We start from the raw sequence: 22,721 nt of genomic DNA on the forward strand, positions 1-22,721 counted from the left end.
TCGATTCTCCTTTTAAATTCAACTTAATTGCACCATGAATCAGCCTATCTAAAATAGCATCAGCGTGCGTTGATTCGCCGATCATTTGGTGCCAATTTTCCTGTGGTAACTGACTAATGATGATGTGTGATTTATAACCATATCTAGCATCGACTAATTCAAGTAAGTCGCTTCGTTGCTGAGCACTGAGTGGCTCTAGCCCCCAATCGTCTAAAATAAGTAAGTCGTATTTAATGAGTTTACCCAATAATTTTCGATAACTGCCATCGGCCTGTGCTAGAAATAGACTTTCAAGTAATTCTTTTAATCGAATATAGAAGACACTTTTTCCTTGTAAACAGTGCTCGTGACCCAAGGCACACGCGAGGTAGGTTTTGCCACAGCCTGTGGCGCCTGTAATTAATATATTCTGATGTAAACCCAGCCAGGTGCTTTGGCTGAGGCTGCGTATTTGTGCTTTATCTAGATTGCGCTTCGGCGAGTAAATGAGTTGATTTAACTGACCCGGTACGCGGAATTTTGCTTGTCGCACCAGTCGCTCTATTTTTCTTTGGTCACGCGTATCAATTTCATGTGTTAGCAATAAACTGACGCGCTCTATAAAGCTTTGTTCTTGATATAGGTTTGGCTGTTCAAGCTGCTGCTTGAGTGCTTGCTTTATACCCGATAACTTGAGCAATTGAAGTTGCTGATTAATTGTTTCTATCATGTTTACATTCCTTAATGGTAGTAATCTGTGCCACGTATGTTGCTGTGTGTAATTGGCTTTTCTGGCTCTGTTTGGAGTGTGGGTAATGGTTGTTGGTCTAACCCTTTTTGCAGCATTTGCTTAATAGATCTGTGTGTGGTCGTATTCATGCAAATTGCTCGGTAACATGCTCGCTCGAGGCGTTCTTTTGAATACGTTTTAGCTAAACTTAATACCCCTAAACAGGTGCGATAAGCTTGCTCTGGATGACGTTTGCTATTAAGCAATAATTCAACGACTTGATGAGTATAATCACCGATACTCAATGCCCATGAGCGTAAATTTATCGGTGACTGCTCATGCTGTTTTTGATGCGCCTTTGGCATATGATGTGTCTGTGTCGTATGTCCGCCTAAACGGTTTGAGCGAGGATGCTGTGCTATTAAAGTGCCGTCATAATAAAGCTGCACGAGTTGATTGGATATGTGTGCGCGTAATTGTTTTTTAACCCACAGATAAGGCACGCTGTAGTAATGTTTTTCTATTTCAACATGGTAATCAATATGCACACGTACTGTTTTGATTTGTGTATATTGATAGGGCTTTTCAGGCAATGGCTTTAATGCGTTTTTATCCACCATATCAAATAGCTGTTTGCGTGATTGTTGATATTGCTTCATCACCTTATTGTTCATCATATCCAGTAGCTTTGCTATTTCATGATTGAGTTGCGCTAAGCTGTGGAAGGTTTGGTTACGTAAGCGTGCCATGATCCAACGCTCAACAATTTGTACGCCGACTTCAGCCTTCGATTTATCTTTGGGTTTATAAGGTCTAGCCGGAATGACAGCAACGTTAAAGTACTCGGCTAACTGGTGGTACGTCGGATTTAAATCAGGCTCGTAGCGACAGGTTTTACTGACAGCACTTCTGAGATTATCGGGAATAACAACGTCAGGAACGCCGCCTAAAAATTCAAAGCAACGCGCATGACTCATTACCCAATCTTCAAGTTGCTGACTATACGTTGCTTCAGCATAGGTATAATTTGATGCACCTAGTACAGCAACGAATATCTGAGCAGTGCGCTTTTCTTGTGTCGTCGGACAAGTAATGGTAATTGTGGGGCCACAATAATCCACAAACAGCTTTTCACCCCCTTTATGCTGCTGACGCATTGAGAGTCGCTGGGTACCTAACCATTGTTTATAAGCTCGGCAGAAGTGACTGTAGCTGTAATAAGGCTCACCCACTTTTTCAAGTAACTCATCAAATACGAGCTGTAATGTTAGGTGTTTATGTTGTTTTAAGTCTTTATTGATATTTAACCAGTCAGGCGTTGGGTGTCTTTTTTTACGCGTTGAGAAGCGCTTGAGTTTGGTGTTGAAAAATGTATTTTGCTGTTTATCCTCTGGTATTGGCCATTGATTTAAGCCTAACTCATTGGCCTTTTTAAGGTAATTAGCCACAGTACCAGGTGAAATATTTAAACTTCTGGCAATCTCTCGATGGGATAATTGTGCTGAGTACTTCAGCCGTAAAATGGAATGTAATTTACTCATAGATATAGGTCTTGTTGTCATTGTTGTTATCCTCATCAAACGATTCAGATAACGGTTTAACACACCTACAAAAATGATAAAACGTGAACTCGGTTACGAGTGGTATTAAGCTTTGATCGGCAAAATCATTAAGAGCATAAATGTGATCATTTACAAGTGATTTTAGTGATCAAAGCTTAATGAGAATAAGCGATCAAAGTTAATGCAATTGGGTGATCAAAGCTGGAGAGAATATGCATCTATTCGGATATTTTGAACAGGGTTTGATTTTATTAATTTATCGATCACAGCTCGAGCTAGGCAACAACGTAAAAATGAAATCCGGTTTGATAGTGTTTTTCTCGATACAGTTGATTTTTCGATTAACTTTACAACATCAATACTTTCTAGTTCGGAAATTTTACAATCCCATAGTGTTTTTAGACCGTTTTTTGCCTTCTGATAACCAGTTATCGTTGATTTTTCTAATCCCCTGTCTATTCCCCTTGCAATATATAAGTCCATATACTCAACAACTCTTGCGTCGTTTGGGGTAGTTGTAAACAGCTTTACTTTGTTAGATTTTGGAAAATGTTTGGCATAATCAAATGTGTTATGCGCTATTTCATTTTTGATTTGGCCCAAAAAAAAACCTGCAGATTTTAGGCCTTGTTTATTAGGGATGAATGGTACTTTTTCTCTACATAAAATACCTTTGTAGGTGAAGGTCAGTTGGAATGATGTAGCTTCACCTTTTGAGTTGTAACGAATTACTACGCCCGCTGGGGGCTTAATCTTTTGAGTTTTTAATAGCATTTTAAAGTTATCATTTTAATGTTTTAATTTTATATATTTTATCCATAAAATACTGTATTTTAAGGGTTCTTTGCTGCAAAGCTCAGCCCAAAACCCTTTAGTAACTAAATCAATCCCCCTTGATTTTTAACCCAGTCAGTTACATTATTTAGATCAACCCAACGCTCCCTGACGCCTTCAACTTTATAAAAATGCTTGCCTTCTACCCACGCACCTCTCTGGATTCGAGATTCTACGGCTTTTTTACTTTCACCTGACTCTTCGCAATATTTGCTGATTAGTACTACATCTATCATTTAGACCTCTTAGAAATGTATTAGATTTATTGAAAAATACTTTACTTTTCTATCTATATATCGACATTGGAAAATTCTTTTTAAGTAGTAAAGCGGGAAAAAAACCAAGAAAAGTAAAAAAATAATAAAAGTAAAGATTTAATAACTTTAAAATCAATGGGTTGTATTTTTAAAATATTTTTTATTTTTTTATTGATGTTATTCAAATTATCGACATTTCTAAAATTTATTGTATGTAATTTGACTTTGATTAGGGTGTGTATAGTTTAAAAGGTGACTCTGAGAGGGTGCGGAAGGGGATAGATGAAAAGCTTATTATTAAGTTGAGTATCTATGTAGGGCATAGTTAATTTGGCCACTCATTAAAAAGCAATACTGCTTTGCTTTTAATTAAATAGGGGGTTTAGTTTATATTCACAGATTTAACTTTCTTTATCGTGTGTGAGAACAAGTTTTATCAAAATCAGTGTCAGTACTACCGCTGGTATTATCCAAATGTAATCAGTCATATTGTTCTGCCTTGAGGTTGGGGGTTCTTTTTAACCTTAATGATTTTTATTATTTTTGCAAATTTAGCCAACAAAAACGCAATTCTTTATTTTTCCCCACCGCTTGGCCCTAGTTAATTTGAGGACAATTAATTAGGACAAATAATGAAAAATACTAAATCTCAATTTATTCGCCAATACGTTCGAGCCAGTAGATCTCCGTGGGATGACTGCTCTACAATTTTATTGTTAGCAGATGTAGTTAATGAACAAACATTAGAGTTAAATTTCAATAATTACATCTATTTACATAGAGATAGCGTTGGAAAAATACTTGGCATTAGTATTTCAAATAGTATGTTGGAAAAAAATCCAAGTTTTGAGAATAGGTATTTAGAAGGGCACGACATGACGCTTTTTTTACTTATCTACATAGAGCAAATAACACAGTTTTGTGAGCTGTTCTCTGAGGAGTTTCAGCAAATATTTATGCAAACGCCAACTACATTTTTTGCAGCAGCAGAAAGTGATTGGGTCGATATTATCGACAATGCATAACCCCCTAAGCGAACATTTGTTCGCTTTTTTAAAAATATTTTTCGTAAACCGTTTTAAATACCCATGTCTGATTTTATTTACTAATACGTTATCGATTTTGATAACAAACCACACAAGGATAGTGAACACATGAAACATGCATACGTATCAACATTGGATTTTTTAAATTTATTACAAACATTTTGCCGAGTAATTACCACGAATGACCATCAGATAAACTTATTAGAATTACGCAGTGATAATGCGAATTTAGATGAGCTATGGGAGGTAATTGGCCCTGAAATTACAGCGAATAAAGAGCTAAATCAGTATGCTATGCGAAAGTTTACCTACGAGCTGATGCATGCCCTGATTAGCGACCCAGTAGAGCGGGTGGAGCTGCCATGTGACTTCGAGGATGATGTTTTTTCTTAGGGTCAAATTGGAAAAGTTAGCTACAGAAACTGAGGCCAAAATAGTTATTTTCAAAACAAAAATAACAGCCTAATCATGTCTCCCCAAATATGCCGTGAATCATTATTTGCTGATTCGCTGCCCTAACTGCAATAGCGTTTAATAGGGCATTTTACTCAGTTACTGAGTATCAAACCTGGGAGGGAGTCCTGCGCAAATACAGGGGTTCGTTACGGTGGCTCAAAAGCGCAGTCATTGTAATAATGTTTGGCATGGCTTAGAGGTCAAATGCACAAGGGAGGTAGATTTATATCTATCTCCCTTTTGCGTATTTCAGTAAGTCAGTTAGTTCACTCAGTAAGTCAGTTAGTTCACTCAGTAGCCTCATTACAAATCATAGTGGCGTGGTCAAAAAAATTAAAAAAATAATTAATTTATTTTTTTAACCGCCAGAAATGAATTAATAAATCTATAAAAGTGCCAAATGAGCCTTTATTTTATCTTTTTCTATTTTAATACTTTTAGAGGGTCATAAGCTTGTGTAATGAAATGAAATATTTAAGTGTTTGGTGGGCAATTTATATGTTTGTTGTGGCACTTTATACGAAATGAGTAGGCAATTTATACGGTTTAGGGGGACATGTATGCTGTGAATAAATAAAAATTTTATTTATCAAAAAACTTACCGAAATTTCTTTTATTGGTTGGGCCGCGGTTAGCATAACAACATAAACTTGAAATGAGGTAGAGAAATGAGCAGTAAAAATTCTCCAAAAATTGTTTTCGCTAATAAATTATTACATGCGGGTTATTCGCTAGAGGTTAATGAGCAGCGATTAATAAATCTAGCGTTGTCTAAAATTAATTCCAAAAAGTCTAACCCAGGAAAAATTGTGATTTATCCAACGGAATATGCCAAGTGTTTCGGTCTGAGTAAGCACAGCGTTTATGAGCAGCTGAGCGCAGCTGTAGAGTCACTAAGAGATAAATCTGTAAGCATTTTAGACGATAGCGGGCAGTCGCTTTCAATCCCCTGGGTGAGCAATGCTAGATATGAAAAGGTGAAAAATCAGGGCTCGTTTATCACATTGGAGTTCTCAAAAGACATCGAGCCCTATATTTTTAATATTGAGGGTGATTTCACAGAGTTATTTTTTCATAACACAGTAAAATTAAACAGTCTGGCATCATTTCGATTATACGCACTCCTTAATCGGGTGCGAAATTACCACAATTACAAACGACGGGGCGCGGTAGTTGTGAATTTTCAATTACCAGAGATGAAACAAAAATTATTTTTATCCGAATCATATGGAGCATGGCGGGATTTTAAGGCTCGCGTACTCATACCCGCTATTGAAAAAATCAATGCTCATACAGATATATGCGTAACGTTTAGGCCAAAAAAAATGGGCAATTGTATTACTGCGATTGAGTTTGCGTACTTCACCCAATGCCCTAGTAAAAGTGAACATATAGCACGGCCGAATCTATTTCGCCGCCCTAGAGTTAAAAAAGGGTCAGCTAAAGAGGGCGAGTGGGCTCGTGCAAACCTCACGTTATTAAGAACTTATGAGTTGTTAAAACAGAATCAAAATCCTACTTTTAAGCTGAAAAAAGCAGATGTAAGGCGTTGCGTGGAATATGCAAAAATCCTTGGTGACGATGAATCTAAGATTTTTTACTCTAAACAATTGAATAAAAAACAACCATAACGCCTTAATGTTTATACTACTGCATTACGAGTAAAACATTTTTTCAATTTCAGAGCACAATTTAGTTCGGTATATTATTGAGGCACGCAGCAGTTCAGCATCGCTTTCACTGAGAAGTGGTGCGCGCGACTTCTTGTCAAAACGTTGCGGCATTTCCTCAAATAACTGTTCGTGGAGTCGTTTTATATCATCAAAAATTTTGACCGACTGAGAGAATAAAAAAATCTTACTGTAATCGCGTTTTTTTAACGAGGCCAAATATTTTAGCAAAATGACCTGCCGTGCCGTTTTATTTTTAAAAGAGTGCTCAACCTCAATAGCGACTATTGAGCCATCTATGAGTCGCACAGCACCATCTACCGTTCGTATATCAGATAGGTTATTAATACGTTTAAATTCAGGCTCGGTAATGAATCCACTCCACATTGGCGCATATGTTTCATCACTGTGATAATTGTGTATACCGCGCAGCATGACAAATGCGTTAATTAGATTATGCATTATATTATTTTGATTGAATTGCAAAGCGGGGTTTCTATTTGCTCTAAAATGTATGTCGATGCCCATTAATTCCTCTGCGAATTTGGCAGCAGTGTAGGTAGGCACATAAACGCGTCCGTCTGGACTGCGGTGTGTTTTTACCACACGCAATAGCCCATCTTTTTCTAGCCGGTTTAAATGCTCTAATGCGAGGCGATGATTGATGCCATATAACCAACGAACAATGCTTGGTGTAACGATAGAAAATCGTATCGCAATAAGCACCGAAAGCTTGGTTCTGTTAACCCCTTTTTGATGGTTATTTGCGCCTGCAAAATACCGCATATCAATATCAAAATAGCGAGGGTAGTGAGTATGAAGAGTGTTGTTCGTTTCCAAATTTATTGATGGTCGTTGTGTCATTTTCTAAAATCTTTCTGGCTAGTTAATTAGTAAAATTAACTAGTACCGCAACACAAAAATTATCATCATTTTAAAATTAAATTGCCGTTTTTCATTCCGAGAAGCTTTAACAGCATGCACGTAATGATTGCTGCGATAATAATCGCAACAAAAGCCGCTGTCAGCGGATGGCCTCGTCGCTGTGCTACTCAACCATAGGGTCTAAAACGCCCGCCAGCTCTGGTGTTGCTCCGCAACGAGCTGACTCGACGCGCTATCGCGCTAGCGTTTTAGACCCTGCGCGAATGCACCGAGCTACGCTCTGTACTAACCGCCATACTGCCGCGCCTGACAATGCAATGGGTGCCCCATAATTTGCATTTTTCATCTGCTGTAATTTTCTGCGAAAATAGATGGTTCGATATCAATTTGTGCCAAAATGATATCGAATTTCGCTGATGCGAAACACTATCGCGGTTAGTACAGACCAGCTGTACATTCGCGCTGTCTCCATGTGTCTACGGCTTCGCCTACAACACATTACGCGCTTGTTGGCCTCATTCTGAGACGCTTTTTTTTTGCAGTTTTTCGTGCCGAAAAATGCGTTTTATAAGAGCGTCTTTTAGACAAAAGCGCCTTCAAAATAAACTTATTAATGAACTTTTTAGATAAAGAGGAAAGGGTTTTTACTAAAAAAATTAAGTGAAAATAGAAGAAAAGTGAATGCCTTATTCAAACTTTTTGCGCTGAGCTGCGCAGTCAAACAAGTTTGTTTTTTATCACGAAATCATTAAATTTGAAAGCATAAATTAATAATTAAGAGGGTTTAAAAAATGAAAAATAATGACGCTAATGATATTGCTATTAATCCAACAACAGGATTACCTATCACAAATGCGAGCGCTAATATTGTAGATGTTGGCGGCAATGTAGTGGGCCAATCTAATCGAGTAATGACCGTTCATGAAATTGAAGAGTCGATAGGAGACTCTATAGAGCACGATTGTTTTGATGCTTTTGACTCGTTTGATGATGGTTTTTAATGCCCAAAATATTGAAAGCAATTAGTCGGTATCGAATAGAAGCTGTCTATTCGATTATCGCATTTAGTGGCTCAGCTATACTGTTTTTACAGTACCAACTAACTCAAAATTTTGCCTGGTTTATAGCTTTGAGTTTGTTTTGCACTAAAATGATTATCGGCATTATTAATTATGAAAAATATTGCCAGAGTGATAAACGTGCGATAAAAATCATGCTCAGATATTTGCTATTTAAATTTGTATAACCCTTGTTTATTTGTCCTAAACGCAAAGTGCTCTGAGTTAATCAGGGCGCTTTTTTAGTTTTATAAGTATTTAAGTGTTTTTAAATTATTCAGGTTCACAAACTATGGGTGGTAAAAGGGATCTTAAAAACACAACTTCTTTATCATTCAACTGAAAAGTTCTGCTTTTTATTGGGTATTGGGTTTGTGCTGTTATTTGATTTTCCATTAACTCAACTTTCCACCTCCTCATAGAATTGAGTATTACTGAAGAGATGCTGTAAAACTGCGAATTAATACCAAATTTTGCAGCACCATAATGTAACGCCGCCAGTAAATCATCGTCAGATAAGCTAAATTTTTCAACTTGTAAGCCTGAGCTACTATAACTTTTAATCTTAATAAGCATGTCTAAGTGTAGGGCAGTAGCAAGTTTTTCAGCAGAGTCACAGTCTGTATTAAAAGGTATGTCCTTCCACTTAGTACTATTTCGGTGAGCTCTTAAACTTACTGTGTAATAAGGGGTTGCCGTTGCCAGCCTTAAAGTAATGAAATCTTGCTCTCTCATTAAAGTGTGTACATCGTGCATTTCAACATTTACTAATTTGTAGCCAAGTGCTAACTCAAATGCAGTGTTGCTATTTTCAGGGGTAACGAATATTTGGCCCCACCAGGTAATTGTAATAGAACAGTTATTTGCTTTAAATGACTTAAACAAGCTTTGTAATAGCACCAAGCTTGGTTTCCAATCTTTTACCATTACATCTGCACCGCTAACTGGTGATGGGTGATAATCAAAAATTACCCTGCGCTTTTTAGCCTGTTTGATTTCTGATAGCAAAGTTTGAATATTCATACAGACTCACGCTCAGCCATAATCTTTATGCTAAAAGACTGATGTCGCTTACCAATCTTTCCCTGCTTTGTAATGCCTGTACCACTAAATGTAATTTCTTTATCGTAGTAATAAGCATGTTCAAACCGTAAGCTAGCGGTTCTATTTTTAGTGTCAATATGAGTAATTAAGTCACCATAAACCACACCAAAAATACGCTTAATGACTCTTAATACTATTTGCTCAATCTCAAGTTCAAGCCGTTCAGTTTGTACACTTAGTGTGTTTGACTCTTCATTTAACTTAGATAATAGTTCATCACAACCTGTAGTTAGCACATTGGTGCACTTGTCATCTAAATCTCGAATTGGCGAAACTATATTTTCAAGCTGCCAGTATAGGTCAGAGGTTTTTTCAAACGCCTGTTGTTTAGCTTCCAGTTCACGAATTAATGATAAAACTAATGGCACACACTTTTTATCTAATATAACGTTTATAATATTTCGCTCAGGTAGCGCTATATCGTTAATATCTACATATGCGGTAATGAAGTGAGGTTCTTTATTTGGGGGTAAAAGCCCTGAAAACGCAATTTTTGTGCTAGTTACATGTAGGTGTGAAGTCATCGAATGATGATACCGATTGGTTAGCTCATAAAACCAATTGACCTCTGCGGTTTTTACAACCACCTCATAAAGATTATTTTCTTCTAGAAGCTGACGAGCCCTACGTACTTCATTAATCAGTATTTCGGAAAATTCAACTAAGCAATAAGTAGGCAAGGTTAATCTGTAATGCTCATTATATTGTTCTTTATTAAGTAATTGCACAGCTAAACAAATAACTTGATGGGACATAGCAAAACCCTCCTCCATATTTAGGTTAGTCTACGAGTTATGCTATCGCCTTAATAGAATTGCTTATTAACCCTATTTTATATAGCATCACTAAATAGCATGAAACGCGTTGAATCAACGAGTTGTGCGCACTCATAGCGTAGTATTTAGGGATGGTTTAAGTTATGGATAAAAGAAAGCTCAGCGAAACCGATATAATCAGCAAGTTCATTCTGCCCGCAGTTAAAACCGCAGGGTGGGACGACATAACTCAAATACGCCAAGAGGTTAAACTACGTGACGGTAAAGTAATCGTTCGTGGGCAGCTTGGTGTACGTAAAACGGTTAAATCGGCTGACATAGTGCTTTACCATAAACCCAGTATGCCGCTTGCTGTCATTGAGGCTAAAGCCAATAAGCATGAAGTAGGTAAAGGCCTTCAACAAGGCTTAGATTACGCTAGGCTGCTTGATGTGCCGTTTATATTCGCCTCCAATGGCGATGGTTTTATATTCCACGATAAAACTAAGCTAGGCACACTAGACGCGCATAACCTTGAAACCGAAATACGCTTAGAAGACTTCCCATCACCGCAAGAGCTATGGGCTAAATATTGTGCCTACAAAGGCTATACCGAATCGCAACTCCCTATAATAAACCAAGCCTATTATGATGATGGTAGTGGCAAACACCCGCGTTACTATCAGCTTCAAGCGATTAATAAAACAGTAGAGGCTATATCGTCAGGTAAAGACCGTGTACTCCTTGTTATGGCAACCGGCACCGGTAAAACTTATACCGCGTTTCAAATCATTTGGCGCTTATGGAAGTCACGCGCTAAAAAACGCATATTATTTTTAGCCGACCGCAACATATTGGTTGATCAAACTCGTATAAATGACTTTCAGCCGTTTGGTACGTCAATGACCAAAATTACTGGTAGAACAATCGACCCCGCTTACGAAATACACCTAGCACTTTACCAAGCACTCACAGGGCCAGAAGAATCTCAAAAAGCCTTTAAGCAAGTAGACCGAGACTTTTTCGATCTTATTATTATTGACGAGTGCCACCGTGGTAGCGCAAGTGAAGATAGCGCATGGCGTGAAATACTTACTTATTTTAAAGGGGCTGCTCAAGTAGGTTTAACCGCGACACCAAAAGAAACAGATGAAGTATCAAACACCGATTACTTTGGCGACCCTGCTTATACCTATTCCCTTAAAGAGGGCATAGAAGATGGCTTTTTGGCACCATACAAAGTGGTACGTGTCGATCTCGACGTAGATCTACAAGGCTGGCGGCCAACAAAAGGCCAGGTTGATAACAACGGTGAAGTAATACAAGACCGCATATACAACCAAAAAGACTTTGACCGCACAATGGTAATTGACGAGCGCACACAACTAGTGGCCGAAACCATTACCAACTATTTAAAACGTACAGACCCTATGGCTAAAACCATCGTGTTTTGTAACGACATAGATCACGCCGAACGTATGCGCCGCGCCATTGCCAACTTAAACCCAGAGCAAATGGCTAAAAACGATAAGTACGTAATGAAGATCACCGGCGATGACGAACTAGGCAAAGGCCAGCTCGACAACTTTATAAACCCTAAACGCCCATACCCAGTAATTGCCACTACCTCAGAGCTTATGACCACAGGGGTAGACGCTAAAACCTGTAAGCTAGTAGTGCTTGATCAAAACATACAATCAATGACCAAGTTTAAACAAATTATTGGTCGTGGTACCCGTATTGACGACCGCTACGGCAAGCTATGGTTTACCATACTCGACTTTAAAAAAGCCACCGAGCTGTTTGCCGATGAACGTTTTGATGGCACGCCAGAGAAAGTAATAAAAGTAACGCCAACCGACATTGAAAACGAAGACGTTGATCTTGAATCACAAGATGATACAACCAGCGCAGAAACACCAGACAACGTATTTGGCGATCAAACCACTGACGATACAACCGATGCCAATAACGACACTATTAACGATCCTAAAGGCGATGGCACGCTTGATGGCGAATGGGACGACGAAACTAACAAAATGGTTAAGTACCGCGTATCAGGTGTAACCGTTAATAAAGTGGCAGAGCGAGTCCAGTATTACGATACCGACGGTAAACTCGTTACCGAATCATTTATAGATTACACCCGTAAAACCATGAGCAAGCAATACAGCTCACTCGACGACTTTGTAAAACGCTGGAACGAGTCAGATCGCAAACAAGCAATCATCGACGAGCTTTCCGAAGAAGGGATTATTTGGTCAGCGCTCGAGGAAGAAGTAGGCAAAGACATGGACCCCTTTGATATGATCTGCCATGTAGTTTACGACCAACCACCCCTTACTCGTAAAGAGCGCGCAGATAACGTACAAAAGCGTAACTATTTCACTAAATATTCGGGTACTGCCCACACAGTGCTCGAGAACCTTCTGTTAAAATACGCCGATGTAGGCGTGCAAGAAATAGAATCTATGCAAGCACTTAAAGTGGCGCCATTTAACGAAATTGGCAGCCTAGGTGAAATTATTAAAAAAGGCTTTGGCGGCAAACCACAATACGAGCAAGCACTCAAAGAGCTCGAAGCCGAAATTTACCAAATGCCAGCGCCTAAAACAGCCTAAATTTATGTTTGCTGATGCTATGTATTAGCGTCAGCAAAGTATTAAACCATTTAAAGTAAACAGCTTTCATACTCTTTTTTAGCCGCTGTTTATAAAAATAATCAAACAAGAGAATACTATGTCTATCAGTTCAGCTATTAAATCTATTCAAGATATTATGCGTAAAGATGCCGGTGTCGATGGCGACGCACAACGCCTTGGTCAAATGTCGTGGTTACTATTTTTAAAAGTATTCGACGCGCAAGAAGAAGAACTAGAGCTTGAATTAGACGACTACCGCGAGCCAATCCCAGAGCAATTTTTATGGCGTAACTGGGCGGCCGATAACGAAGGCATCACCGGCGATGAGCTGTTAGAGTTTGTAAACGATAAGCTATTCCCAGAGCTTAAAAACTTAACCGCACCCATAGATAAAAACCCACGTGGCTATGTAGTCACCCAAGCCTTTAGCGATGCCTTTAATTACATGAAAAACGGCACGCTATTGCGCCAGGTTATCAACAAACTAAACGAAATAGACTTTACCGACTCAAAAGAGCGCCACTTATTTGGTGACCTGTACGAGCAAATACTAAAAGACTTACAAAGCGCAGGTAACGCGGGCGAGTTTTATACCCCGCGCGCCATCACTAAATTTATAGTGGCGGTAACCGACCCAAAACTAGGCGAGTCAATCATGGACCCAGCCTGTGGTACCGGTGGCTTTTTAGCGTGTGCGTTTGACCACGTAAAAGCAAACTATGTTAAATCGGGCGACGACCACCAAATATTACAAAAGCAAATACACGGCGTAGAGAAAAAACAACTCCCGCACTTACTGTGTACTACCAACATGATGCTTCACGGCATTGAGGTACCGGTACAAGTTAAACACGGTAATACCCTAAATAAACCGCTTTCAAGCTGGGATGACCAAGTAGATGTCATCATCACCAACCCTCCGTTTGGCGGCACTGAAGAAGACGGCATAGAGAAAAACTTCCCAAGCGACATGCAAACTCGCGAAACAGCCGACTTGTTCTTACAGCTCATTATAGAAGTGCTCAATGCCAAAGGCCGCGCCGCAGTAGTATTGCCAGATGGCACTTTGTTTGGTGAAGGCGTAAAAACCAAAATTAAAAAGCTATTAGTAGAGGAATGTAATTTACATACCATAATACGCTTACCCAATGGCGTGTTTAACCCGTACACCAGTATTAAAACCAATATCCTGTTTTTTACTAAAGGTACCCCAACTAAAGACGTTTGGTTTTACGAGCACCCATACCCAGCTGGTGTAAAAAATTACAACAAAACCAAACCAATGAAGTTTGAAGAATTTAAAACGGAGCTCGAATGGTGGGGTAATGAGGCAGACGGCTTTGCAAGCCGGACTGAGACCGAACAAGCATGGAAAGTATCAATCGACGATATTATTGCTCGTAACTATAACCTCGATATTAAAAACCCGCATGTAGGCGAGGTAATTAGCCACGATCCACAAGAGTTATTAGCTGATTACGGCAAACAACAAGTCGACATACAAGCACTGCGTGATCAGTTAAAAGGTATATTGTCAGCGGCGCTGTCTAGAGATGTTGAGGGCAAGTAATGGCTGAGTCAAAAACACCAAACACAAAAGCCGAGAGCTTTAGCTCTGAGAAGTTAATTACCGAACACTTTGATATTTGGACGAGCGCAATAGAGCAAAAATCATCAGCAGGGCGCGGCTCATCAAAAAAGTTCTCACTACACGGCATTAAAAAGCTGCGCGAACTAATTTTAGAACTCGCAGTGCGGGGCAAGTTAGTGCCACAAGATCCAAACGACGAACCCGCCTCAGTATTACTTGAGCGAATAGCCGCCGAAAAAGCGCAATTGGTGAAAGATAAGAAAATCAAAAAACTAAAAGCGCTACCGGAAATTAGTGAGAATGAAAAGTCGTTTGAATTGCCGAAAGGGTGGGAGTGGAGTTCTAATACTTTACTTTTCACTTTAATTAAAGGTAAAAAGCCTAAAGTGCTTTCAGAAAAAAATATAGGGTACCCATACTTAGATATTGAAGCGCTAGACCGCAATAATATACTTAGATATACAGATGATGAAAAATGCCCTAGATCTACAGCAAAAGATATTCTTGTTGTATGTGATGGTTCTAGAAGTGGTCTAGTTTTAGATGGAAAAGATGGTGTCATAGGATCGACATTAGCATTAATCAGCACACCTTATTATATTCAAAACTATATTAAGCTTTTCTTCAAACAAGCATTTCATCGCCTTAATTCTTCAATGAAAGGTGCGGCAATACCGCATTTAGATACAAAGTTACTTCGGGAAGGTTTTATTGCTTTCCCTCCTTTACTAGAGCAGCACCGCATAGTCACCAAAGTCGATGAGTTAATGGGCTTGTGTGATGCGCTTGAGGCGCAAACTGAAAATAGTATTACGGCACATCAAACATTAGTTGAAGTGCTGTTAGAGGCCTTACTAAAAACACCAGAGCAAACCGCAACACCCGAACAATCCACTAAACAGTTTCAACAAAACTGGCAACGTTTAAGCGAACACTTCGACACGCTATTCACCACCACCGCCAGCATCGACACGCTAAAACAAACCATTTTACAACTCGCAGTAATGGGTAAACTCGTCCCACAAAACCCAAACGACGAACCGGTCGAAAAGCTGCTAGAGCAAGTCTATAGAGAACAATGTAAGCGTAAGCTTTCATTGAAAGAAAAAATTATCGTCGAGCAAGAATATAAAAATGCCAAAAGGTCTATTACGGAAAATATAGCTTATGTTAAAACTAGGTTTATCTGTGGTTTTATTACCAAAGGTACAACACCATCGAAGCAAGAACTTTTAGAAATAGGGGAAGTACCTTTTCTAAAAGTTTATAACATAGTAAATAATAAATTAGATTTTGCTTATAAGCCTATTTTCATTACAGCAGAAACTAATAAAGGTAAGCTAAATAGATCTAGGGTTTTTCCTAATGACGTTATTATGAATATAGTAGGGCCTCCTTTAGGAAAAGTTGCTGTGATCACCGATGAATATCCTGAATGGAATATGAATCAAGCATTGGCGGTATTCAGGCCTTTAGCTGGGATTGATAGCCAATATCTTTACTATATATTGCCTACAGACCATGTATTGTCTTCAGTTCTAAAAGAAGTAAAAGGAACAGCAGGCCAAGATAATTTATCTTTAGAGCAATGTAGAGATTTATTAATCCCAATACCTACTATTAGTCAGCAACGCAGAATAGTAAGACTAATTGAAGAACTATTACTTTTATGCGACCAGCTTAAAGCCCGTTTAACTGACGCACAAAACACTAAACTTCACCTAACCGACGCCATAGTCGAACAGGCACTTTAATTTAAAAGGATTTTTTATGAGTTACCAAGCAAAGTTTACAGGCTGGGGTGAGTTAACATTAACGGATTTAATGATAGCGTATCGCAAAGCTAAAGTTGACTGTTTTATGGAGGACGGGTATCCCTCAGCTATAGATTTTGCTGAGTTTGAAGAAAACCTACTAGGTAATTTAAAGTACTTGTTAAAAGAATGGCAAGAACATGATGGGCCAAAAGACTTAAGTAATTATTTTGGGAAATTTAGGGTTGTTCCCAAAAAGGTTTCAAGCAAACCGAAAGAAGATTGCAAAAATGGGCATACTCATTTTTCCAATAAAAAAAGAGCGTTTGAACATTTTTGTAAGTTTAATACCATAACGCCAGAATTTCGAATTGTTGGTAATTTCCCAGTTAAAACACACATTTTATCTGCGCTCTGGATCAATATGGTGGGTCATAAGTTTGATTCATGTTTAAGTGAAAGTGATGTTTATGGCGCGAGATTAAAAAGGCTAAAAGGTGAAGGTGCTAATAAAGAGAAGCCTTTTAATCTTGCTGGTATTGGTTCTTTTAAACCCTATTATCAACCTTATCAGCAATGGCGCAATGACGGTTTATCAGCGATTAGAAGTGAACTTGAACATAAGCGTCCTGTAATAGCCGTTTCATTAGATTTAAAAAGTTATTACCACACTATTGATCCAAGTTTTATTGCAGAGTTGAAGTTTCAAGAAAAAATTGGTTTAGTTGAAGATAAAGTACTTTCAAAAACAGAACAAGAGTTTACAAAAAAAATAGTCAGACTACTTAAAGAGTGGGGAAAAGCTGCTAGTGATTTTTCAAAAAGTTTAACAACTTCAGCTAAAGCCATACCTAGCGGGCTTGTTATGGGGTTAACCGTCTCTCGTGTGATTTCTAACGTATTACTTTGTAAGTGGGATAAATTAATTCGCGAGGAGTTGGCTCCAGTTCATTATGGACGGTATGTTGATGACATGTTCATAGTACTTCATGATGGTGGGAAAATTCATGACACTAAGTCATTTATGAGTTTTTTATCTGAACGGTTAAAGTTTGAATACCGAAATCGTGAAAAACCTGTTTTAAAGCCTGATGATAAAAACTCTGAATTATGGAGTATTGATTTACCTAAATACTACCTAAAAGAGACAAAAATCCAGTTTCAATCAACTAAGCAAAAACTATTCATCTTAGAGGGGGAGGCTGGCTTAGATTTGGTTGATAGTATTGAACAAGAAATGTATAAGCTGTCGAGTGAGCATAGGCTTATGCCCTCAATTGATCAGTTTGAACAAACAACAGCCGCGAAAGTACTGATTGCTGCTGAGTCATCGAGTGAAAGTGCGGATACTTTAAGAAGAGCAGATGGATTAACCCTTCATCGATTGAGTTGGTCTATTCAGTTAAGGCAAGTTGAAACTGTTGCTCGCGATATTCCTCCATCGGGCTGGGTAAAAGAGCGTAAAGAGTTTTACCAGTTTGCACACGATCATATTTTATGCCCTGAAAAAATACTAAATCATTACACTTATTTGCCAAGATTATTAAGCTTAGCTATTTCCCTTAAGGATTGGGAAGATGCTAACAAAATTGTAACCGCCACATTTGATGCTTTAGATAACCTTATTGCTCATTTAAAAAATAATCAAAACAGCGGTAATATAAATGGCGTTGAAAAGTGTATTTTCAATGATGAGTTGTGGAATGAATTATATAAATCTTTGGCACATTCATTTATTGATAGTGCGGCTAAGGCTTATCCGACAGAGTTTAAAAATGAAGCCGCGAGCAATTCGGTTAAAAAACTTGCAAGAGTATTCATGAAAACTCTAACAGAGCGTTTTAGCTTTGAAAATGATGAGTTTTTCTCTTCATATATTGATAATGGTTTTTATGAAGTTGCGCCTAAGTTACAAAAAAGTGATTTAGCAAAGATCCCTTATAAAGTAATTCAACATTTACATGCTTTCATTAAAGAAAATGAAGAGAATACGCAGCTAATATCAGAACAAAAAGAAATTCTATCGACATTGAGCGAAGATGGATTTTTAAACGCAACTCATCTAATAAAATTTTTAGCCAAGACACAAAATAAGCGGTTGCGTCGGGGTGGAAATCTTGTTTATGAAAATATAAGCCCTTTTGTTTTTCCTACTAGGCCCTATACCTCGTCAGAAATAGTTGAACTCGCACCTGAATGCATAGGCAAAAATGCGAAGAAAAATTCCAGCTCAATAAAAATGCTCGCAAAATATATTTCAGTTCTTAGAGGGGCTTGGGTTTCCCCAAATTTGTTAGATCCACCTGTCACGCCATCTAAACCTTCAAAAAATATCAAAATAGGTAATGGCAATGCTAATAAGGTGCTAGTTGCAGTTGCTAGTTTAGCCACTAAAGAAACAAGTTGGGAAAAATCAGCTTGTGATCGACCAGATCGCTCTTTAGAGCGTTATAAGCAAATTTGTGAATTGATTAATAATGTTATTTCATCAAAGCCTAAACCAGAATATTTATTTTTACCTGAATTATCACTACCCCTTAAATGGGTTGATAGTATTTCTAGCCGTTTAATAGGTGTAGGGATAAATTTGATTGCTGGTACAGAGTACAGACATTCTAGTAATAATAAGCTTATTAGTGAAGCTTGTTTAGTATTGAAAGATAACCGCCTGGGATACCCGCACTGGACGAAAATTTGGCAACAAAAGATAGAGCCAGCGCCTTCAGAGGATGAAACTCTCACAAGGATATTTGGTAAGACATGGCAACCATCAAAAAAATCTAAATGGTTAAAACCAGTTTATAACCACAATGGTTTTCATTTTGGTGTGATGGTTTGTTCAGAATTACAGAATAGTAAAACTCGAGTGGCCTTTCAAGGAAAGGTAGATGCTTTAGCAGTTTTATCTTGGAATAAAGATTTGGATACATTTTCCACATTAATAGAAGCAGCTGTATTAGACATACACGCATATACAATTTTTGTAAATAATCGCCAATATGGAGATAGTCGGGTTCGTGCTCCGGCAAAGCAAAGCTTTCGCAGAGATTTGGCTCGAATCAAAGGTGGTGAAAATGACTTTTTTGTGACCGTCAGCCTTGATATTAAAAGCCTTAGAGAGTTTCAAAATAGGGCTAAGCGTTGGCCGGTAGATACCGATTTATTCAAGCCTGTACCTGAAGGGTTTGTTGTTGCTAATTCACGCAAAGTATTACCACCGAGGTAGAAATTAAATATGACATGTTTTGAAACAGGTTTTGCTGTTTTATTAAATATTGAGACTTGGAAAAATTGGGTTCCAATTATTAGTTTATTTGTGGCAATAGGGGCTTTGTCTATTGCTTTTTGGCAAGTTCAGGTAGGGCGCAATACTTCGGCTTCAGCGCAAGCGCATGGAATTTATCAGCAGTATTTAGCGCTATGTATCGCTCATCCTGAATTGGCTAGTGGTGATTATGTTCCTAAAGGGGAGAATGACCTTGAATATGCCAAATATACGTGGTTTTTCTCAAGTATGTTATTTGCTTTTGAACAAGTATTAGAGGCTAAACCAAATGATGAAAAGTGGGTTGCAACGATTAAATCGCAGCTCGAAAAACATAAAGCTCATCTAGTAAAATCGAGTACAGCGGCGAGCAATCATTGGCATGAAAGCTTATCTAAATTGATTAGTGATATCAAAAGAGTAAGTGATTGAATATGACGATGCCTAGACCAGTTCGGATATTTCATATTACCGCAATTGATAACTTGCCAATGATCTGTGAACACAGAGAGCTTAGAAGTAAAGAAAAGTCATGTAAGCAGGGCATCGCATACAATAATATTGCGCATGAGGGAGCCCAAGGTGCTCGAGCCTATAAGCAGGTAATTAACCCACCAGGGGGAGGCATACATGAATTTGTGCCTTTTTACTTTGCCCCGCGTTCTCCTATGCTCTCAGCAATCCATCATCGGAAAGTGGCAGAATGCGATTATTTTCAAGAAGATATTATTCATTTTGAGCTAACAATTGAAGGCGCATTACAAGCGGGTATGAGTGAATACGTTTTTTACGATAGAAACGCTACCAAAGGCTACAGTCATGCCTATACGGACTTAAAGTTATTAAAGGATGTAGTTGATTGGGAAATATTAACTGAAGCTCCTACGCTTGATGGTTTTTGCAAATTCTTTATGGATAGGCACAATGACCCAAGATATTTAGATAGAAGGGAAAAGCGTATGGCGGAGTTTTTAATAAAAAACCAAGTTCCTTTGGCTTGGGTTAACCGAATAGGCGTGGCAAACGAAGGTAAAGCACAACAAGTTAATGCTATTTTAAGGCAGTTTGAGTTAAACTTGCCGGTAGTTGTTATGCCAGCTTGGTATTTTTAAGAGTGATTTTGGGGGCTGTATGGGTATTAAATCAGTAGAGGGTAATCTTTTAGAACAGCAAAACGTTGATGCCATTGTAAATACAGTTAACTGTGTTGGTGTTATGGGGAAAGGTATTGCGTTACAATTTAAAAAGAAATGGCCAACCAACTACAAAACCTATGCGGCGGCCTGTAAAGAAGGAGGTGTTACTCTAGGGAAAATGTTCGTTTTTGAACTAGGCGCACTTGCTGCTCCGCGTTTTATTATTAACTTCCCTACAAAAGGTCATTGGCGTAGTGACTCTCGCTTTAAAGATATTGAGGCTGGTTTACAAGATTTAGTTGTTCGTATTAAAGAGCTAAACATTCAATCTATTGCTATACCTCCCTTAGGTTGTGGTAATGGCGGGCTCGATTGGGCAATAGTAAAACCTTTAATGTTAAGGTATTTGGCTGACATTCCTGAACTTGATGTTTATTTATATGAGCCAACAAGCTCTATAAAAGCACAAGACATGAAAACGAGTACTCCGAAGCCTAGAATGACACCAGGTAGGGCTGCTATCTTAGCCTTGTTGGAATCGTATCAATCAGTTAGTTATGGTCTATCAAAAATTGAAGTACAAAAGCTTGCCTACTTTTTGCAAGCTGCCGGCGAAGATTTGCGACTTAATTTTGTAAAAGATAAGTTTGGTCCCTACGCTGATGCTTTAAGGCATGCTTTAAATACAATGGATGGTCATTATATTCAAGGTGTTGGTGATGGGGTTGTTGAGTCAGAGATCCGTCCAGTTGAAAGTACACTCGAAGATGCTAAGTTATTTCTAGCCAGTTCTAATCCTGAAATTAATTCTCGAATTAACCGTGTATCAGATTTGATAGAGGGTTATGAATCACCTTATGGTGTGGAGTTATTGGCAACGGTTCACTGGGTGGTGAAACAAGAGCAAGCAAATACTCCAGAGCAAGCATTTCAAGCAATTCAAAATTGGAATGACCGTAAAAAAAGTATAATGAGTCTAGCTCATGTAACAGCTGCTTGGAAGCAACTTAAGGATCATGGTTGGTTATAACAGATAAAGCTGCGTCTTTTATGGACGCAGTATTTATTTATGCCCTAGTAATTTGTACTAGCTTTATAAGAAGATATTAAGAAGTAATGTATTTAAGTTTATCGAGTTCATCCACACGTAGGTTTAACGACATCGCTAAATTTAATATTAATTTTTCAGGAGTTAAACCTTCACGTTTAAATGCAGAGTCTATTAATTGCTCTGTTGTTACGTGAAAAGTTAAACCTTTAGGTAAGCCATAAATTTCTTCAAGATCTAATTCATCGACTTTAGGAGAGAGTCCTCAACATAAGTTTCTTTCTTGGCTTTTTGTTTAGCTAAAATTTCGCCAATCTTTTTGATGATTTTAAGATTCTTGTTCCAGTTCTTCTTTTAGCTCTACCGATACAGTGCGTCAGCAAGTAAGCTCAAATACTTTGGTTATTTGTGGTGTTTCAAAAATAGAAAGCTTATCGACCAATTATGAGCTGCTAGTTATTGCTTCGGGCGCGAGTTCTAAAATGGTTATTGATGACTTGAGTAAAGACAAACAGCCTGAAGAAAAAGAACCTAATAAAGCCAAACCTGAAACAACTGATATTTTTGATATTCCTGCTTTTATTCGCAATCAAGTTCCGGCTCCATGTACAAAATAAAAATTTGCTACTGTCCAATCAGTACAGACTCCTCAACAGTTTTGTATCGACATGATGACTGTAAATATAAGTCATACTAAGAATAGAAATTAAAAATACACCATTTATACACAAATTATTTTAAGTTATTGTTTTTAAAGAACTAGGCGGGGGTTCAAATCCCCCCAGCTCCACCAATAACGGTTTTTAAATTCGTTTGTTTAAAAACCCTAAAAAACCCGCAACTTGAGCAATCAAGTCGCGGGTTTTTTTATGGCTAAAATGATTGAATTTATTGTGCATTGATTTATCTTGCGCTGACCGCTGACCGCTGACCGCTGACCGCTGACCGC

At 38.3% G+C, this 22,721-nt stretch carries 19 protein-coding genes; 12 read left to right on the forward strand and 7 right to left on the reverse strand.

The genetic code is table 11. The features are described from left to right. From istB to L641_RS0104590, 4 genes are all read right to left on the reverse strand, one after another. The coding region (gene istB, locus L641_RS0104575) for an IS21-like element helper ATPase IstB (protein WP_024600957.1) at window positions 1–709 on the reverse strand (709 nt) is incomplete at its 3' end. A gap of 11 nt (window positions 710–720) precedes the next feature. Then, window positions 721–2,271 (reverse strand): IS21 family transposase, encoded by a 1,551-nt coding sequence (istA, locus tag L641_RS0104580; protein ID WP_008466912.1) that lies wholly within the window; start codon window positions 2,269–2,271, stop codon window positions 721–723. A gap of 195 nt (window positions 2,272–2,466) precedes the next feature. Next, window positions 2,467–3,045 (reverse strand): DUF3596 domain-containing protein, encoded by a 579-nt coding sequence (locus L641_RS0104585; protein WP_024601265.1) that lies wholly within the window; start codon window positions 3,043–3,045, stop codon window positions 2,467–2,469. Between the two features lie 104 nt (window positions 3,046–3,149). Next, window positions 3,150–3,341: a hypothetical protein gene (locus L641_RS0104590; RefSeq protein ID WP_024601266.1), complete on the reverse strand. Its 192-nt coding sequence runs from the start codon at window positions 3,339–3,341 to the stop codon at window positions 3,150–3,152. 653 nt (window positions 3,342–3,994) lie between these two features. On the opposite strand from L641_RS0104590, the gene L641_RS0104595 reads away from it, so the two are divergent. From L641_RS0104595 to L641_RS0104605, 3 genes are all read left to right on the forward strand, one after another. Further along, window positions 3,995–4,387 carry a hypothetical protein gene (locus tag L641_RS0104595; RefSeq protein WP_024601267.1) on the forward strand — a complete coding sequence of 131 codons (393 nt, stop codon included), beginning with the start codon at window positions 3,995–3,997 and terminating at the stop codon, window positions 4,385–4,387. 129 nt (window positions 4,388–4,516) lie between these two features. Further along, a complete protein-coding gene (locus tag L641_RS0104600; RefSeq protein WP_024601268.1) occupies window positions 4,517–4,801 on the forward strand; it encodes a hypothetical protein in 285 nt (94 codons plus the stop codon). Window positions 4,802–5,532: 731 nt separating this feature from the next. Beyond that, entirely contained in the window at window positions 5,533–6,495 is a 963-nt protein-coding gene (locus tag L641_RS0104605) for a replication initiation protein (RefSeq protein ID WP_024601269.1), read from the forward strand. A 24-nt stretch (window positions 6,496–6,519) separates the two neighbouring features. Here L641_RS0104605 and L641_RS0104610 read toward each other — a convergent pair whose 3' ends face one another. Continuing rightward, window positions 6,520–7,398, reverse strand: coding sequence for a hypothetical protein (locus L641_RS0104610; RefSeq protein ID WP_024601270.1), 879 nt, complete (start codon window positions 7,396–7,398; stop codon window positions 6,520–6,522). An 812-nt stretch (window positions 7,399–8,210) separates the two neighbouring features. Here L641_RS0104610 and L641_RS0104620 point away from each other — a divergent pair. Continuing rightward, on the forward strand, window positions 8,211–8,420 hold the full coding sequence (locus L641_RS0104620) for a hypothetical protein (protein WP_024601272.1): 210 nt from the start codon (window positions 8,211–8,213) through the stop codon (window positions 8,418–8,420). A 330-nt stretch (window positions 8,421–8,750) separates the two neighbouring features. Here the strand turns inward: L641_RS0104620 and L641_RS0104630 are convergent, their stop codons facing one another. Continuing rightward, the gene (locus tag L641_RS0104630) at window positions 8,751–9,500 is read right to left on the reverse strand and encodes a hypothetical protein (RefSeq protein ID WP_024601274.1); all 750 of its coding nucleotides are present in this window, start codon (window positions 9,498–9,500) and stop codon (window positions 8,751–8,753) included. Next, complete coding sequence (locus L641_RS0104635; protein ID WP_024601275.1) at window positions 9,497–10,336, reverse strand: hypothetical protein; 840 nt, start codon at window positions 10,334–10,336, stop codon at window positions 9,497–9,499. Before L641_RS0104635 ends, L641_RS0104630 begins: the two co-directional genes overlap by 4 nt. A gap of 164 nt (window positions 10,337–10,500) precedes the next feature. Here L641_RS0104635 and L641_RS0104640 point away from each other — a divergent pair, with 164 nt between their 5' ends. The 8 genes from L641_RS0104640 to L641_RS0104675 all read left to right on the forward strand — a co-directional run bounded on the left by L641_RS0104640 (window position 10,501) and on the right by L641_RS0104675 (window position 22,389). Continuing rightward, window positions 10,501–12,957 carry a DEAD/DEAH box helicase family protein gene (locus L641_RS0104640; RefSeq protein WP_029750314.1) on the forward strand — a complete coding sequence of 819 codons (2,457 nt, stop codon included), beginning with the start codon at window positions 10,501–10,503 and terminating at the stop codon, window positions 12,955–12,957. Between the two features lie 118 nt (window positions 12,958–13,075). Further along, a complete protein-coding gene (locus L641_RS0104645) occupies window positions 13,076–14,548 on the forward strand; it encodes an N-6 DNA methylase (protein ID WP_024601276.1) in 1,473 nt (490 codons plus the stop codon). After that, window positions 14,548–16,323, forward strand: a complete 1,776-nt coding sequence (locus tag L641_RS0104650) for a restriction endonuclease subunit S (RefSeq protein WP_024601277.1) — start codon at window positions 14,548–14,550, stop codon at window positions 16,321–16,323. Before L641_RS0104645 ends, L641_RS0104650 begins: the two co-directional genes overlap by 1 nt. 16 nt (window positions 16,324–16,339) lie before the next feature. Beyond that, on the forward strand, window positions 16,340–19,549 hold the full coding sequence (locus L641_RS0104655; RefSeq protein WP_024601278.1) for an RNA-directed DNA polymerase: 3,210 nt from the start codon (window positions 16,340–16,342) through the stop codon (window positions 19,547–19,549). A gap of 9 nt (window positions 19,550–19,558) precedes the next feature. Then, the gene (locus L641_RS0104660; protein WP_024601279.1) at window positions 19,559–20,020 is read left to right on the forward strand and encodes a hypothetical protein; all 462 of its coding nucleotides are present in this window, start codon (window positions 19,559–19,561) and stop codon (window positions 20,018–20,020) included. A gap of 2 nt (window positions 20,021–20,022) precedes the next feature. After that, window positions 20,023–20,700 carry a DUF4433 domain-containing protein gene (locus L641_RS0104665; RefSeq protein ID WP_024601280.1) on the forward strand — a complete coding sequence of 226 codons (678 nt, stop codon included), beginning with the start codon at window positions 20,023–20,025 and terminating at the stop codon, window positions 20,698–20,700. A gap of 19 nt (window positions 20,701–20,719) precedes the next feature. Further along, window positions 20,720–21,754: a macro domain-containing protein gene (locus L641_RS0104670; protein ID WP_024601281.1), complete on the forward strand. Its 1,035-nt coding sequence runs from the start codon at window positions 20,720–20,722 to the stop codon at window positions 21,752–21,754. 389 nt (window positions 21,755–22,143) lie between these two features. Continuing rightward, window positions 22,144–22,389: a hypothetical protein gene (locus tag L641_RS0104675; RefSeq protein WP_024601282.1), complete on the forward strand. Its 246-nt coding sequence runs from the start codon at window positions 22,144–22,146 to the stop codon at window positions 22,387–22,389. Window positions 22,390–22,721: the final 332 nt, after the last annotated feature.

The organism is Pseudoalteromonas sp. TB41 (assembly GCF_000497975.1).
In the GTDB taxonomy this organism is placed as follows: Bacteria; Pseudomonadota; Gammaproteobacteria; order Enterobacterales; family Alteromonadaceae; genus Pseudoalteromonas; species Pseudoalteromonas tetraodonis.

Coding starts and splice junctions, on each gene's coding strand:
- istA (WP_008466912.1), bottom strand. CDS start 2,271: ATGACAACAAGACCTATATCTATGAGTAAATTACATTCCATTTTACGG.
- L641_RS0104585 (WP_024601265.1), bottom strand. CDS start 3,045: ATGCTATTAAAAACTCAAAAGATTAAGCCCCCAGCGGGCGTAGTAATT.
- L641_RS0104590 (WP_024601266.1), bottom strand. CDS start 3,341: ATGATAGATGTAGTACTAATCAGCAAATATTGCGAAGAGTCAGGTGAA.
- L641_RS0104595 (WP_024601267.1), top strand. CDS start 3,995: ATGAAAAATACTAAATCTCAATTTATTCGCCAATACGTTCGAGCCAGT.
- L641_RS0104600 (WP_024601268.1), top strand. CDS start 4,517: ATGAAACATGCATACGTATCAACATTGGATTTTTTAAATTTATTACAA.
- L641_RS0104605 (WP_024601269.1), top strand. CDS start 5,533: ATGAGCAGTAAAAATTCTCCAAAAATTGTTTTCGCTAATAAATTATTA.
- L641_RS0104610 (WP_024601270.1), bottom strand. CDS start 7,398: ATGACACAACGACCATCAATAAATTTGGAAACGAACAACACTCTTCAT.
- L641_RS0104620 (WP_024601272.1), top strand. CDS start 8,211: ATGAAAAATAATGACGCTAATGATATTGCTATTAATCCAACAACAGGA.
- L641_RS0104630 (WP_024601274.1), bottom strand. CDS start 9,500: ATGAATATTCAAACTTTGCTATCAGAAATCAAACAGGCTAAAAAGCGC.
- L641_RS0104635 (WP_024601275.1), bottom strand. CDS start 10,336: ATGTCCCATCAAGTTATTTGTTTAGCTGTGCAATTACTTAATAAAGAA.
- L641_RS0104640 (WP_029750314.1), top strand. CDS start 10,501: ATGGATAAAAGAAAGCTCAGCGAAACCGATATAATCAGCAAGTTCATT.
- L641_RS0104645 (WP_024601276.1), top strand. CDS start 13,076: ATGTCTATCAGTTCAGCTATTAAATCTATTCAAGATATTATGCGTAAA.
- L641_RS0104650 (WP_024601277.1), top strand. CDS start 14,548: ATGGCTGAGTCAAAAACACCAAACACAAAAGCCGAGAGCTTTAGCTCT.
- L641_RS0104655 (WP_024601278.1), top strand. CDS start 16,340: ATGAGTTACCAAGCAAAGTTTACAGGCTGGGGTGAGTTAACATTAACG.
- L641_RS0104660 (WP_024601279.1), top strand. CDS start 19,559: ATGACATGTTTTGAAACAGGTTTTGCTGTTTTATTAAATATTGAGACT.
- L641_RS0104665 (WP_024601280.1), top strand. CDS start 20,023: ATGACGATGCCTAGACCAGTTCGGATATTTCATATTACCGCAATTGAT.
- L641_RS0104670 (WP_024601281.1), top strand. CDS start 20,720: ATGGGTATTAAATCAGTAGAGGGTAATCTTTTAGAACAGCAAAACGTT.